Origin of the sequence: Streptomyces sp. NPDC001339, from assembly GCF_042895955.1 — a bacterium.
Lineage (GTDB): Bacteria > Actinomycetota > Actinomycetes > Streptomycetales > Streptomycetaceae > Streptomyces.
Map to the genome: position 1 here is coordinate 67,689 of NZ_JBIAWT010000005.1, position 13,708 is coordinate 81,396.

Annotated in this window: 11 protein-coding genes; 10 read left to right on the plus strand and 1 reads right to left on the minus strand. The window is 70.4% G+C overall.

The features are described 5' to 3' along the window. Nucleotides 1-49: 49 nt before the first annotated feature. From nuoE to nuoN, 10 genes are read left to right on the plus strand one after another with little or no spacing between them, the layout of a single operon-like run. Nucleotides 50-835, plus strand: coding sequence for an NADH-quinone oxidoreductase subunit NuoE (gene nuoE / locus ACFY12_RS15665; RefSeq protein WP_390716796.1), 786 nt, complete (start codon nucleotides 50-52; stop codon nucleotides 833-835). Then, on the plus strand, nucleotides 835-2,217 hold the full coding sequence (gene nuoF / locus ACFY12_RS15670) for an NADH-quinone oxidoreductase subunit NuoF (protein ID WP_390716342.1): 1,383 nt from the start codon (nucleotides 835-837) through the stop codon (nucleotides 2,215-2,217). The genes nuoE and nuoF overlap by 1 nt, the downstream gene beginning before the upstream one ends. Further along, entirely contained in the window at nucleotides 2,214-4,757 is a 2,544-nt protein-coding gene (locus tag ACFY12_RS15675) for an NADH-quinone oxidoreductase subunit G (protein ID WP_390716343.1), read from the plus strand. The genes nuoF and ACFY12_RS15675 overlap by 4 nt, the downstream gene beginning before the upstream one ends. Next, nucleotides 4,757-6,145 (plus strand): NADH-quinone oxidoreductase subunit NuoH, encoded by a 1,389-nt coding sequence (nuoH, locus tag ACFY12_RS15680; RefSeq protein ID WP_390716797.1) that lies wholly within the window; start codon nucleotides 4,757-4,759, stop codon nucleotides 6,143-6,145. Before ACFY12_RS15675 ends, nuoH begins: the two co-directional genes overlap by 1 nt. Continuing rightward, entirely contained in the window at nucleotides 6,138-6,716 is a 579-nt protein-coding gene (gene nuoI / locus ACFY12_RS15685) for an NADH-quinone oxidoreductase subunit NuoI (RefSeq protein WP_390716344.1), read from the plus strand. Before nuoH ends, nuoI begins: the two co-directional genes overlap by 8 nt. Beyond that, entirely contained in the window at nucleotides 6,713-7,579 is an 867-nt protein-coding gene (locus ACFY12_RS15690) for an NADH-quinone oxidoreductase subunit J (protein WP_390716345.1), read from the plus strand. Before nuoI ends, ACFY12_RS15690 begins: the two co-directional genes overlap by 4 nt. Further along, on the plus strand, nucleotides 7,576-7,875 hold the full coding sequence (nuoK, locus tag ACFY12_RS15695) for an NADH-quinone oxidoreductase subunit NuoK (protein ID WP_390716346.1): 300 nt from the start codon (nucleotides 7,576-7,578) through the stop codon (nucleotides 7,873-7,875). The genes ACFY12_RS15690 and nuoK overlap by 4 nt, the downstream gene beginning before the upstream one ends. A gap of 12 nt (nucleotides 7,876-7,887) precedes the next feature. Beyond that, nucleotides 7,888-9,771 (plus strand): NADH-quinone oxidoreductase subunit L, encoded by a 1,884-nt coding sequence (gene nuoL, locus ACFY12_RS15700; RefSeq protein WP_390716347.1) that lies wholly within the window; start codon nucleotides 7,888-7,890, stop codon nucleotides 9,769-9,771. A gap of 3 nt (nucleotides 9,772-9,774) precedes the next feature. Next, nucleotides 9,775-11,433, plus strand: coding sequence for an NADH-quinone oxidoreductase subunit M (locus ACFY12_RS15705; RefSeq protein ID WP_390716348.1), 1,659 nt, complete (start codon nucleotides 9,775-9,777; stop codon nucleotides 11,431-11,433). Further along, complete coding sequence (gene nuoN / locus ACFY12_RS15710; protein ID WP_390716349.1) at nucleotides 11,430-13,082, plus strand: NADH-quinone oxidoreductase subunit NuoN; 1,653 nt, start codon at nucleotides 11,430-11,432, stop codon at nucleotides 13,080-13,082. The genes ACFY12_RS15705 and nuoN overlap by 4 nt, the downstream gene beginning before the upstream one ends. Before the next feature lie 47 nt (nucleotides 13,083-13,129). Here nuoN and ACFY12_RS15715 read toward each other — a convergent pair whose 3' ends face one another. Beyond that, complete coding sequence (locus ACFY12_RS15715) at nucleotides 13,130-13,615, minus strand: hypothetical protein (RefSeq protein WP_390716350.1); 486 nt, start codon at nucleotides 13,613-13,615, stop codon at nucleotides 13,130-13,132. Between the last annotated feature and the right edge of the window lie 93 nt (nucleotides 13,616-13,708).

The following is a 13,708-nucleotide window of genomic DNA, read 5'->3' on the forward strand; positions in this document are numbered from 1 at the left end:
CACTGTGTCTCCCCGGGGGGCAACCCCCGAACCCCCCACCGAACTGGGGATGCCCGCGCTCCCCGCCCCCGACTACCCGGCCGAGGTCCGGGCCCGGCTGGAGGCGGACGCCAAGGAGGTGATCGCGCGCTACCCCGGGGCGCGCTCGGCCCTGCTGCCGCTGCTGCACCTCGTCCAGGCGGAGGAAGGGTTCGTCAGCCGTACCGGCATCCGCTTCTGCGCCGAGCTGCTCGGCCTGACCACCGCCGAGGTCACCGCCGTCTCGACCTTCTACACCATGTACCGGCGCCGGGACGGCGGCGACTACCAGGTCGGGGTCTGCACCAACACCCTGTGCGCGGTGATGGGCGGCGACGCCATCTTCGAGGAGCTCACCGAGCACCTCGGTATCGACAACGGCGAGACCACCGAGGACGGCAAGGTCACCCTCGAGCACATCGAGTGCAACGCGGCCTGCGACTTCGCCCCCGTGGTGATGGTCAACTGGGAGTTCTTCGACAACCAGACGCCGGAGTCCGCCCGGCAGTTGGTCGACGACCTGCGGGCCGGCCGGACCGTCGAGCCCACCCGCGGCGCCCCGCTGTGCACCTTCCGGGAGACCGCCCGGATGCTCGCCGGTTTCCCCGACGAGCGGCCCGGCGCCGTCGGGGCCACCGGAGGCGCCGGCCCCGCCTCCCTGATCGGCCTGCGCCTGGCCAAGGGCGAGGCCGCCCCCGCCCGCGGCGCCGACCACGTCGTCTCCCCGCGGACGACCACCGACGGCCCCACCGCCCAGGGCTCCGGCACGGACGGTCCCGCCGGCGATGCCGGCTCCAGCGCAGAGGAGGGGGAGTGATGACCGTGGCAGCCGACTACGGGGGCGCCTCCCGGCCGCCGGCCGGGGGAGAGGCGAGCCCCGAGAAGCTCCTCACACCGGTCCTGTCCGCCTTCTGGGACCAGCCGGAATCCTGGACGCTGGAGACCTACCGCCGGCACGAGGGCTACGAGGGCCTGCGCAAGGCGCTCGCCATGCCCCCCGACGACGTCATCGCCTACGTCAAGGACTCCGGGCTGCGCGGCCGCGGCGGCGCGGGCTTCCCCACCGGGATGAAGTGGCAGTTCATCCCGCAGGGCGACGGCAAGCCGCACTATCTAGTTGTCAACGCCGACGAATCGGAGCCGGGGACCTGCAAGGACATCCCCCTCCTCTTCGCGAACCCGCATGCCCTCATCGAGGGGATCGTGATCGCCTGTTATGCGATCAGGTCGCACCACGCCTTCATCTACGTGCGCGGTGAGGTCGTACCCGTACTGCGCCGGCTGCACGAAGCCGTACGCGAGGCCTACGCGGCGGGCTTCCTCGGTAAGAACATCCTCGGTTCGGGACTCGACCTGGATGTGATCGTGCACGCGGGCGCCGGCGCGTACATCTGCGGTGAGGAAACCGCGCTGCTCGATTCGCTGGAGGGCCGTCGCGGACAGCCCCGGCTGCGTCCTCCTTTCCCTGCCGTGGCCGGCCTCTACGCCTGCCCCACTGTCGTCAACAACGTCGAATCCATCGCGTCTGTTCCCGCGATTCTGAACCGGGGCAAAGAATGGTTCCGTTCGATGGGCAGCGAGAAGTCCCCGGGCTTCACGCTGTACTCGCTCAGCGGCCATGTCGCCAACCCCGGCCAGTACGAAGCCCCGTTGGGTATCACCCTGCGCCAACTGCTCGACATGAGCGGCGGGATGCGCCGCGGCCACCGGCTGAAGTTCTGGACCCCCGGCGGCTCCTCGACGCCGATGTTCACCGCCGAACACCTCGACGTGCCCCTCGACTACGAGGCCGTCGGCGCGGCCGGCTCGATGCTCGGCACCAAAGCGCTGCAGTGCTTCGACGAGACCACCTGCGTGGTCCGGGCGGTCACCCGCTGGACCGAGTTCTACGCACACGAGTCCTGCGGCAAGTGCACGCCCTGCCGTGAAGGGACGTACTGGCTGGTCCAGTTGCTGCGCGACATCGAGGCCGGTGAGGCCGTGATGAGCGACCTCGACAAGATCGCCGACATCGCCGACAACATCAACGGCAAGTCCTTCTGCGCCCTCGGCGACGGCGCCGCCTCGCCGATCTTCTCCTCGCTGAAGTACTTCCGCGACGAGTACGAGGAGCACATCACGGGCCGGGGCTGCCCCTTCGACCCCGCCAGGTCGACCCTCTGGGCCGACAACGACGCTCACCTGGGGGTGAACGCATGACCGTCACGACAACGGGGTCCACCAGCGGCGCCGCCGCGGTCCCCCCGGAGGACCTCGTCACCCTGACCATCGACGGCATCGAGATCTCCGTCCCCAAGGGGACGCTGGTCATCCGCGCCGCCGAGATGCTCGGCATCGAGATCCCGCGCTTCTGCGACCACCCGCTGCTGGACCCGGCGGGCGCCTGCCGGCAGTGCATCGTCGAGGTCGAGGGCCAGCGCAAACCGATGGCCTCCTGCACCATCACCTGCACCGACGGCATGGTCGTCAAGTCGCAGCTGACCTCCCCGGTGGCCGAGAAGGCCCAGCGCGGGGTGATGGAGCTGCTGCTGATCAACCACCCGCTGGACTGCCCGGTCTGCGACAAGGGCGGCGAATGCCCGCTGCAGAACCAGGCGATGCAGGTCGGCGACCCGGAGTCCCGCTTCGAAGGCCGGAAGCGCACGTTCGCCAAACCGGTGCCGATCTCCACCCAGGTACTGCTGGACCGCGAACGCTGTGTGCTGTGCGCGCGCTGCACCCGCTTCAGCAACCAGATCGCCGGCGACCCGATGATCGATCTGATCGAGCGCGGTGCCCTCCAGCAGGTCGGCACCGGGGAGGGCGACCCCTTCGCGTCGTACTTCTCCGGCAACACCATCCAGATCTGCCCGGTCGGCGCGCTCACCTCCGCCGCGTACCGCTTCCGCTCCCGCCCCTTCGACCTGGTCTCCTCGCCGTCGGTCTGCGAGCACTGCGCGGGCGGCTGCGCGACCCGTACGGACCACCGGCGGGGCAAGGTCATGCGCCGGCTGGCCGCCAACGACCCGGAGGTCAACGAGGAGTGGATCTGCGACAAGGGGCGCTTCGCGTTCCGCTACGCGCAGCTGCGCGACCGGCTGGAGCACCCGTGGGTGCGCAACCGGGAGTCCGGTGAACTGGAGCCCGCGAGCTGGCCGGAGGCCCTGGAGGCGGCGGCCCGCGGACTGGCCGCGGCCAGGGGCCGCACCGGCGTCCTGACCGGCGGACGGCTGACCGTCGAGGACGCCTACGCCTACGCCAAGTTCGCCCGGGTCGCGCTGCACGGCAACGACATCGACTTCCGCGCCCGGGTGCACAGCGCCGAGGAGGCCGACTTCCTGGCGGCCATGGTCGCCGGCCGGGGCCGTGACCTGGACGGCGGAGGAGTCACGTACACCGCCCTGGAGCAGGCGCCGGCCGTCCTGCTGGCCGGTATCGAGGCCGAGGAGGAGGCCCCCGGCGTCTTCCTGCGGCTGCGCAAGGCCCACCGCGGGCACGGCCAGCGCACCTACGGGCTGGCCAGTCACGCCTCCCGCGGCCTGATGAAGGCCGGCGGCACCCTGCTCCCGGCCGCCCCCGGCACCGAGACCGAGTGGCTGACGGCGCTGGCCCAAGGCGGGCTCGCCGGCGGCGCCGGCCTGGACGGCGAGGGGCGCGCCGCGGCCGAGGCGCTGCGCGCGGACGGCGCGGTGATCGTCGTCGGGGAGCGGCTGGCGGCGGTGCCCGGCGCGCTGACCGCCGCGGCCCGTACCGCCGCCGCCACCGGCGCCCGCCTGGTGTGGATGCCCCGCCGGGCGGGCGAACGCGGCGCCCTGGAGGCGGGCGCGCTGCCCGGTCTGCTGCCCGGCGGGCGGCCGGCCACCGACCCGCGGGCCCGCGACGAGGTCGCCGCCGCCTGGGGTGTGGCCGAGCTGCCGCACCGGCACGGCCGGGACACCGGCCAGATCATCGAGGCCGCCGCGACCGGTGAACTCGGCGCGCTCCTGGTGGCGGGCGTCGAGGTCGCCGACCTCCCGGATCCGGCGCGCGCGCTGACGGCGCTGGACGAGGTCGGCTTCCTGGTGAGCGTGGAGCTGCGGCCCTCCCAGGTGACCGAGCGGGCGGATGTGGTCCTCCCGGTGGCCGCGGTGACCGAGAAGGCCGGAACGTTCCTCAACTGGGAGGGCCGGGCCCGGCTGTTCGAGGCGGCGCTCAAACCGGACCAGATGACCCGCCGGCAACTGCAGCCGGACTGCCGGGTGCTGACCCTGCTCGCGGACGCCATGGCGGCGGCCGGCGGCGGCTCCGGCACGGGGCGGCTGGGGCTGCCCGACGTCCGCTCCGTACGCCGTGAGATGGACCGGCTCGGCAGCTGGGACGGCCCGTACGCGGCCGGTCCCCTGGAAACCGCGCGGCCACTGCCGCGGCCCGGCACCGGCGAGGCCGTGCTCGCCGGACACCGGCTGCTGCTGGACCGGGGGGTGCTCCAGGAGGGCGACGAGGCGCTGGCCGGCACCCGGCACGCCGCCGTCGCCCGGCTGTCGCAGGCCACCGCGGAGGAGACCGGCGTCAAGGACGGTGATCTGCTGGCGGTCGGCGGCCCGGCCGGTTCGGTCTGCCTGCCGCTCCAGGTCACGCCGATGCCCGACCGGGTGGTGTGGCTGCCGCTCAACTCCACCGGCGGCGGGGTCGCCGCCGACACCGGGGCCCGCCCCGGGGACCTGGTGAGGATCTCCGCCGTCCCGGGCACACCGGAGCCGGCCAAGGAGGTGGACGCGTGATGCGGCTCGACCAACTGGCCGCGGCGGGCGGTGCGCTGGCCCAGGAGGACCTGTCGCTGTTCGGCCGCGACCCGTGGTGGCTGATCGTCATCAAGGCGGTCTTCTGCTTCGCGTTCCTGATGCTGACGGTGCTGTTCTCGATCGTCTGGGAGCGCAAGGTCGTCGCCTGGATGCAGCTGCGGATCGGCCCCAACCGGCATGGCCCGTGGGGGCTGCTCCAGTCGCTCGCCGACGGCATCAAGCTGATGCTGAAGGAGGACCTGGTCGTCAAACGGGCCGACAAGGCGGTCTACCTCCTCGCCCCGGTCGTGGCGGCCATCCCCGCCTTCATGGCGATCGCGGTGATCCCCTTCGGGCCGGCCGGCAACGAGGTCTCCGTCTTCGGCGTCCGCACCCCGATGCAGCTGACCGACCTGCCGATCGGCGTCCTCTACGTCCTCGCCACGGCCTCGGTCGGCATCTACGGCATCGTGCTGGCGGGCTGGTCGTCCGGTTCGACGTACCCGCTGCTCGGCGGTCTGCGGTCGTGCGCGCAGATGATCTCGTACGAGATCGCGATGGGCGCCGCCTTCGCGTCGGTCTTCCTCTACTCCGGGTCGATGTCGACCTCGACGATCGTGGAGGCCCAGCAGAACCGTTGGTTCGTGGCGCTGCTGCCGGTGTCGTTCCTGATCTACATCGCGACGATGGTGGGGGAGACCAACCGGGCGCCGTTCGACATGCCGGAATCCGAGGGCGACCTCGTCGGCGGGTTCAACACCGAGTACTCGTCCATCAAGTTCGCGATGTTCATGCTCGCCGAGTACGTGAACATGGTGACGGTCTCGGCGGTCGCGACCACCCTCTTCCTGGGCGGCTGGCGGGCCCCGTACCCGGTCTCCGCCTTCTGGGAGGGCGCGAACCACGGCTGGTGGCCGATGCTCTGGTTCACCGTCAAGGTGCAGCTGCTGCTGTTCTTCTTCATCTGGCTGCGCGGCACGCTCCCCCGGGTGCGCTACGACCAGCTGATGCGGCTGGGCTGGAAGGTGCTCATCCCGGTCTCGCTGGTCTGGCTGCTGCTGGTCGCCGCCGTGCGGGCGCTGAAGAACGAGGGCTACGACTTCTCACAGATCGTGCTGTACGTCGGCGGCGGTGCGGTCGCCCTGCTGCTGGTCTCCCTCCTCGTGGACTTCTTCCGGCGCGGTGAGGAGGAACCGGAGACGGACGGCGACGGGGAGGCCTTCGACCCCATGGCGGGCGGTTTCCCCGTGCCGCCGCTGCCCGGACAGAGCCTGCCGCCCGTGCCGCGCCGAGGCCCGCGCCGGCCGCGCGAGTTGATTGTCAGTGGTCGGGTGGACACTGCCAGTGACGGAAAGACAACCGACGGAAAGGGGGGCGACGGTGCCTGAGTTCCAGAACCCCGTGGCCGGCTTCGGCGTGACCTTCAAGGCCATGTTCAAGAAGCGGCTGACCGAGCAGTACCCGGAGGAGAAGAAGCCGACGGCGCCGCGTTTCCACGGCCGCCATCAGCTCAACCGCCACCCCGACGGGCTGGAGAAGTGCATCGGCTGCGAGCTGTGCGCCTGGGCCTGCCCGGCGGACGCGATCTATGTCGAGGGCGCGGACAACACCGACGAGGAGCGCTACTCGCCCGGCGAGCGCTACGGCCGCGTCTACCAGATCAACTATCTCCGCTGCATCCTGTGCGGCCTGTGCGTGGAGGCCTGTCCGACCCGCGCGCTCACGATGACCAATGAGTACGAACTCGCCGACCGGTCCCGCGAATCGCTCATCTATACCAAGCAGGAGCTGCTCGCCGGCCTGGAGGACACCATGGTCGACACACCGCATGCCATTTACCCCGGCATGACGGAGAAGGACTACTACAACGGGCTGGTCACCGAGGCCGCACCGGGAACGGTCCGCCAGACCGCCGTCTCCAAGGGCGAACAGCCCGCCGATGAGGGGGTGCAGGCATGACCGGCCTCACCGCCTCCGTGACCTCCACGGGCGAGGCCGTCCAGTTCTGGATCCTGGGCGCCGTCGCCGTCCTCGGCGCGCTGGGCACGATCCTGATGAAGCGGGCCGTGCACAGCGCCCTCTCACTGGCCGGCACCATGATCGTCCTGGCGGTCTTCTACCTCGCCAACGGCGCCTACTTCCTCGGCGCCGTCCAGATCGTCGTCTACACGGGCGCGGTCATGATGCTGTTCCTGTTCGTCGTCATGCTGGTCGGTGTCACCGCCGCGGACTCCCTCAAGGAGACGCTCAAGGGCCAGCGCTGGCTCGCCGCCGGCCTGGGCGTCGGCTTCGGCGTCCTGCTGATCGCCGGGATCGGCAACGCCTCCCTCAAGGAGTTCAACGGGCTGGGCGAGGCGAACGCCGGCGGCAACGTACAGGGTCTGGCAGCCCTCGTCTTCACCAAGTACGTCTACGCCTTCGAGCTCACCGGCGCCCTGCTGATCGCGGCGGTCGTCGGCGCGATGGTGCTCACCCACCGGGAGCGCACGGAGCGCGCCAGGACGCAGCGCGAGCAGTCCGAGGCAAGGATCCGCGAGGGCAGGCACATCCCGCCGCTGCCCGCTCCTGGTGTCTACGCCCGGCACAACGCCGTGGACATCCCCGGCCTGCTGCCCGACGGCACCCCGTCCGAGCTGACCGTCAACAAGACCCTGCGGGAGCGCGGCCAGATCCGCGACGTCTCCGGTGAGTCGCTCGCCGAGCTCAAGGCGCTGGAGGAGCGCTCCGAGGACTGGCTGGGGCGCGGCCGGGAGGACGAGCCCGGGACCGGGCCGTCCGGTGGCGCGACGCGGAACGAGCACACCGAGGGGGCCACGAAATGAACCCGGTCAACTACCTCTACCTCGCCGCCCTGTTGTTCACCATCGGCGCGGCCGGGGTGCTGATCAGGCGGAACGCCATCGTGGTGTTCATGTGCATCGAGCTGATGCTCAACGCCTGCAACCTCGCCTTCGTCACCTTCTCCCGGCTGCACGGGAATCTGAACGGCCAGATCATCGCCTTCTTCACGATGGTCGTCGCCGCGGCCGAGGTCGTGGTCGGCCTGGCGATCATCGTGACGATCTTCCGCACCCGTCATACGGCCTCGGTCGACGACGCCAGCCTGATGAAGCTGTAAGGGGTCGACAACGTGGAGAACCTGATCGCGCTGCTGGTAGCGGCACCGCTGGCCGGTGCGGCCCTGCTGCTGTGCGGCGGCACCCGGCTCGACCGCACCGGCCACTGGATCGGCTCGCTGCTCGCGGTGGTGTCGTTCGCCGTCGGGGCGGTGCTCTTCGCCGACCTGCTCGGCCGGAGCCCCGAGCACCGCACCCTGCACCAGCATCTGTTCAGCTGGATCCCCGTCGGCGGCTTCCGGGCCGACGTCGCCTTCCAGCTCGACCAGCTGTCGATGACCTTCGTCCTGCTGATCACCGGAGTCGGATCGCTGATCCACATCTACTCGATCGGCTATATGGAGCACGACGAGCGGCGCCGCCGCTTCTTCGGCTACCTCAACCTCTTCCTCGCGGCGATGCTGCTGCTCGTCCTCGCCGACAACTACCTTCTGCTGTACGTCGGGTGGGAGGGCGTCGGCCTGGCCTCGTACCTCCTCATCGGGTTCTGGCAGCACAAGCCCAGCGCGGCCACCGCCGCCAAGAAGGCGTTCCTGGTCAACCGCGTCGGCGACATGGGCCTGTCGATCGCGGTGATGGTGATGTTCACGACGTTCGGGACGTTCACCTTCGGCCCGGTGCTCGGCGCCACCGGTGACACATCCCAGGGCACGCTGACCGCGATCGGGCTGTTGCTGCTGCTGGCCGCCTGCGGCAAGTCGGCGCAGGTGCCGCTGCAGTCCTGGCTCGGTGACGCCATGGAGGGCCCGACCCCGGTGTCGGCCCTGATCCACGCCGCCACCATGGTCACCGCCGGCGTGTATCTGATCACCCGCTCCGGGGCGATCTTCAACGCCGCGCCGGACGCCCAGCTGGCGGTCGTCGTGGTCGGCGCGGTCACCCTCCTCTTCGGTGCGATCGTCGGTTGCGCCAAGGACGACATCAAGAAGGCGCTGGCCGGCTCCACGATGTCGCAGATCGGCTACATGATCCTCGCCGCCGGGCTCGGCCCCGTCGGCTACGCCTTCGCGATCATGCACCTGGTGACCCACGGCTTCTTCAAGGCCGGCCTCTTCCTCGGCGCGGGCTCCGTGATGCACGGGATGAACGACGAGGTGGACATGCGCCGTTACGGCGGCCTGCGCAGGTATATGCCGGTCACGTTCCTCACATTCGGCCTCGGCTATCTGGCGATCATCGGCTTCCCCGGCCTGTCCGGCTTCTTCTCCAAGGACAAGATCATCGAGGCGGCGTTCGCCAAGGGCGGCACCGAGGGCTGGATCCTCGGCGGCGCGGCCCTCCTGGGCGCGGCGATCACCGCGTTCTACATGACCCGGGTGATGCTGATGACGTTCTTCGGCGAGAAGCGCTGGGACCCTGCCGAGACCCATCCGCACGAGTCACCGAAGGTCATGACGATCCCGATGATCCTGCTGGCCGTCGGATCGGTCTTCGCGGGCGGGCTGTTCAGCGTCAACGAAGCCTTCGTGACGTGGCTGGAGCCGGTCACCTCGTTCTCCCACGGCCACTCCCCGGTCGGCGCCACCACGGTCACCGCCTCGACGATCGTCGTGCTGCTCGTCGGCGTCGGCATCGCCTGGCTGATGTACGGCCGCAAACCCGTCCCGGCACGCGCCCCGCGCGGCTCGCTGCTGACCCGGGCCGCCCGCCGCGATCTGCTCCAGGACGACTTCAACGACATCGTCTTCGTCCGCGGCGGCGGCCAGGTCACCCGCACGCTCGTCCAGCTCGACCGCTCCCTGGTGGACGGCGCGGTCAACGGCACGGCGGCCTCGATGGGCGGACTCTCCGGCCTGCTGCGCCGGTTGCAGAGCGGTTTCGTCCGCTCGTACGCGGTCCAGATGCTGGGCGGGGCCGCCGTTCTCGTCGCCGCGACCCTGCTGATGAGGGGTGTCTGAGCCATGTCGTTTCCCCTGCTGACGGCAGCGGCCGCGGTACCGGCGATCGGTGCGATCGCCACCGCGGCGCTGCCCGCCGCGAAGCGCACCGCCGCCAAATGGCTCGCGCTGCTCTTCTCGCTCGCCACCCTGGTACTGGCCCTGGTCATCGCCGTACGCTTCGACCCCGGTGGCGAGGGCCCGTACCAGCTCACCGAATCACACGCCTGGATCCGGGACTTCGGCGTCCGCTACGAACTCGGCGTGGACGGTATCGCCGTCGCCCTGATCGCGCTGACCGCCGTGCTGATCCCGTTCGTCATCCTGGCCGGCTGGCATGACGCCGATCCCCTGGAGGCAGCCACACCCGACCGGCGCTGGCGGCCCACCCAGGGCTTCTTCGCGCTGATCCTGGCCGTCGAGGCGATGGTGGTGCTCTCCTTCGAGGCCACCGACGTCTTCCTCTTCTACATCTTCTTCGAAGCCATGCTGATCCCGATGTACTTCCTCATCGGCGGCTTCGGGGACCGCGCGGGACCGGACGGCGAGGAGCAGGCGGCCGGCCGGCGCTCGTACGCCGCGGTGAAGTTCCTGCTCTACAACCTCGCCGGCGGACTGATCATGCTGGCCGCGGTGATCGGGCTCTACGCCGTCACCGCCGACCAGCTCGGCACCGGCACGTTCTCCCTCCAGCGGATCGTCGAGGCGCGGGCGGCCGGCGAGCTGGACATGGCCACCGGCACCGAACGGCTGCTGTTCCTCGGCTTCTTCTTCGCCTTCGCGGTGAAGGCGCCGCTGTGGCCGCTGCACACCTGGCTGCCCGGCGCCATGGGCGAGTCGACCGCGCCGGTCGCCGTGCTGATCACCGCCGTGGTCGACAAGGTCGGCACGTTCGCCATGCTCCGCTTCTGCCTCCAGCTCTTCCCGGAGGCCAGCGCCTGGGCCACCCCGGCGATCCTGGTCCTCGCGCTGATCAGCATCGTCTACGGCGCGCTGCTCGCGGTCGCCCAACGGGACATCAAGCGCCTGATCGCCTACGCCTCGATCTCCCACTTCGGCTTCATCATCCTGGGCATCTTCGCGATGACGTCCCAGGGCCAGGGCGGCGCCACCCTCTATATGGTCAACCACGGCCTCTCCACCGCGGCCCTGATGCTGGTGGCCGGTTTCCTGATCAGCCGCCGCGGCTCGCGGATGATCACGGACTTCGGTGGTGTCCAGAAGGTCGCCCCGCTCCTCGCCGGCACCTTCCTCATCGGCGGTCTCGCCACCCTGTCGTTGCCCGGCCTGGCACCGTTCATCAGCGAATTCCTCGTCCTGGTCGGCACGTTCAGCCGCTATCCGGTGATCGGCGTCATCGCCACCTCCGGCATCGTCCTCGCCGCCCTCTACGTCCTCGTCCTCTACCAGCGGACGATGACCGGGCCCGTGAAGGCCGAGGTGAAGAGCATGCCCGACCTGCGGGTCCGGGAGCTGGTGGTGGTGGCGCCGCTGGTCGCGCTGCTGATCTGCCTCGGGGTGTATCCGAAGCCGCTCACCGACATCGTCAACCCGGCGGTCCAGCACACCCTGTCCGTCGTCGACGAGCAGGATCCCCAGCCCACGGTGCAGGTGAACGCCGTGCCCGGCGGAGACCGGGACGGCCACACCGTGAATGACCGAGATGCGGAGGCCGCGAAGTGAGTTCCGTGGCAAGTGTCCACAGCCTGTGGACGGTGGCGGCCGGCACACCGGGCAAAATCCCGGCGCCGCACATCGAGTACGCCGAACTGTCGCCGGCCCTGATCGTCTTCGGCGCGGCGGTCGCCGGCATCCTCGTCGAGGCGGCGGTGCCGCGCCGCCACCGCTACGCCGTCCAGCTGCTGCTGTCCCTGGTGGCGCTGGCCGCCGCGTTCGCCGCGGTGATCGGCCTCGCGGCCGCCGGCTTCGGCTCGTCCAAGGCACATATCGCGGCGATGGGTGCCCTCGCCGTCGACGGCCCGGCGCTGTTCCTCCAGGGCACCCTTCTCCTGGTGTCCCTGGTCGCCGTCTTCACCTTCGCCGAGCGGCGGCTCGACCCGGCGGCGGACGGCAACCGGGTGGACTCCTTCGCGGCGCAGCCCGCCGCCGTCCCTGGCGGCCCGGCCGAACAGGCCGCCGTCAAGGCCGGGTTCACCACCACCGAGGTCTTCCCGCTCCTGCTCTTCGCGGTCGGCGGGATGCTGGTGTTCCCCGCCGCCAACGATCTGCTGACGCTCTTCATCGCGCTGGAGGTGTTCTCCCTCCCGCTGTACATCCTGTGCGCGCTGGCCCGCCGCCAGCGGCTGCTGTCCCAGGAGGCCGCGGTGAAGTACTTCCTCCTCGGCGCCTTCTCCTCCGCCTTCCTCCTCTTCGGCATCGCCCTGCTCTACGGCTACGCGGGCACGGTGACCTACGCCGGAATCGCCGAGGTCATCTCGGACGGCGCCAAGCAGATCGATCCGGCGCTGGCCGGTTCGATGGGCAGTGACGCACTGCTGCTGATCGGCGGGGCACTGGTACTGATGGGGCTGCTGTTCAAGGTCGGCGCGGTCCCGTTCCACATGTGGACCCCGGACGTCTACCAAGGCGCCCCCACCCCGGTCACCGGCTTCATGGCGGCCGCCACCAAGGTCGCGGCCTTCGGCGCGCTGCTCCGGCTGCTGTACGTCGTCCTGCCGGGCTTGCGCTGGGACTGGCGGCCGGTGATGTGGGGCGTCGCGATCATCACCATGCTGGGCGGCGCCATCGTCGCCATCACCCAGACGGATATCAAGCGGCTGCTGGCCTACTCCTCCATCGCGCACGCCGGATTCATCCTCGCCGGCACCCTCGCCACCAGCGAGGACGGCATCTCCTCGGTGCTCTTCTACCTCGGCGCCTACTCCTTCGTGACGCTCGGTGCCTTCGCCGTCGTCACGCTGGTCCGGGACGCCGGCGGCGAGGCCACCCAGCTGTCCAAGTGGGCTGGCCTCGGCCGCCGTTCGCCACTCGTGGCCGCGGTGTTCGCCGTCTTCCTGCTGGCCTTCGCGGGCATCCCGCTGACGTCCGGCTTCGCCGGGAAGTTCGCGGTGTTCAAGGCGGCCGCGCAGAGCGGCGCCGGCTGGCTGGTGGTGGTCGGTGTCCTCGCCTCCGCCATCGCCGCGTTCTTCTACATCCGCGTCATCGTGCTGATGTTCTTCAACGAGCCCAAGGCGGAAGGGCCGACCGTCGCGGTGCCCAGCCCCCTGACGACCACGGCCATCACCATCGGCGTCACGGCCACACTGGTGCTGGGCCTGGCGCCGCAGTACTTCCTCGACCTGGCCGGCCAGGCGGCGACCTTCGTGCGCTGAACCGCCGCGCCTGCCGTTGCGTGTGAGCGGTGGGGTGGCGGTCGCGGTCAGTTCTTGGGCAGGCCGCTCGGCAGCTCCGGCATCTCGGGGATCTTCACGCTGCCGTCCCCGGACTTGGTGTACTTCTCGGTGGGGCCGTTCTTCCATTCCACGGTCAGGGTCTTGCCGTCCGCCCCGGGCTTCAGGGTGCCCATGGTGCGGGTGGTGTCCCCGTCGGTGCACTTGAGCGCGGCCATGGTCATCCCGGCCATCTCCTGGACCTTGCCCAGGCAGGCCGCCTTGTGGCCGTTGCTGAAGGCGACCGTTCCCTTGGTGATCACGAGGACCAGCGGGCTGCTCGCCGATCCCGCCTTCCACGCGCCCTCGACCGCCTCGGGGCTCGCGGGCTTGTCCGCGCCTCCCGGAGTCGACGGAGCGGCACCCGGCGTCTTGTCCGGCTTGCTGTCGCTGCCCTTGTCGCCGCTGCTTCCGCAGCCGCTGAGCAGCATCGCGGCGATGGCTGCCGCCCCGGCGATCTGCGCTGCCTTGCGCACGTACGTCTCCTCCGTTGTGGGACAGGTCCGTTGTTCCGTTGCGGGACAGACCCGTTGTAGGACGGTCTGTCAGGGAACAGGGAGACGCGAGGC

Coding starts and splice junctions, on each gene's coding strand:
- nuoK (WP_390716346.1), top strand. CDS start 7,576: ATGAACCCGGTCAACTACCTCTACCTCGCCGCCCTGTTGTTCACCATC.
- nuoF (WP_390716342.1), top strand. CDS start 835: ATGACCGTGGCAGCCGACTACGGGGGCGCCTCCCGGCCGCCGGCCGGG.
- ACFY12_RS15675 (WP_390716343.1), top strand. CDS start 2,214: ATGACCGTCACGACAACGGGGTCCACCAGCGGCGCCGCCGCGGTCCCC.
- nuoH (WP_390716797.1), top strand. CDS start 4,757: ATGCGGCTCGACCAACTGGCCGCGGCGGGCGGTGCGCTGGCCCAGGAG.
- ACFY12_RS15690 (WP_390716345.1), top strand. CDS start 6,713: ATGACCGGCCTCACCGCCTCCGTGACCTCCACGGGCGAGGCCGTCCAG.
- nuoE (WP_390716796.1), top strand. CDS start 50: ATGCCCGCGCTCCCCGCCCCCGACTACCCGGCCGAGGTCCGGGCCCGG.
- ACFY12_RS15705 (WP_390716348.1), top strand. CDS start 9,775: ATGTCGTTTCCCCTGCTGACGGCAGCGGCCGCGGTACCGGCGATCGGT.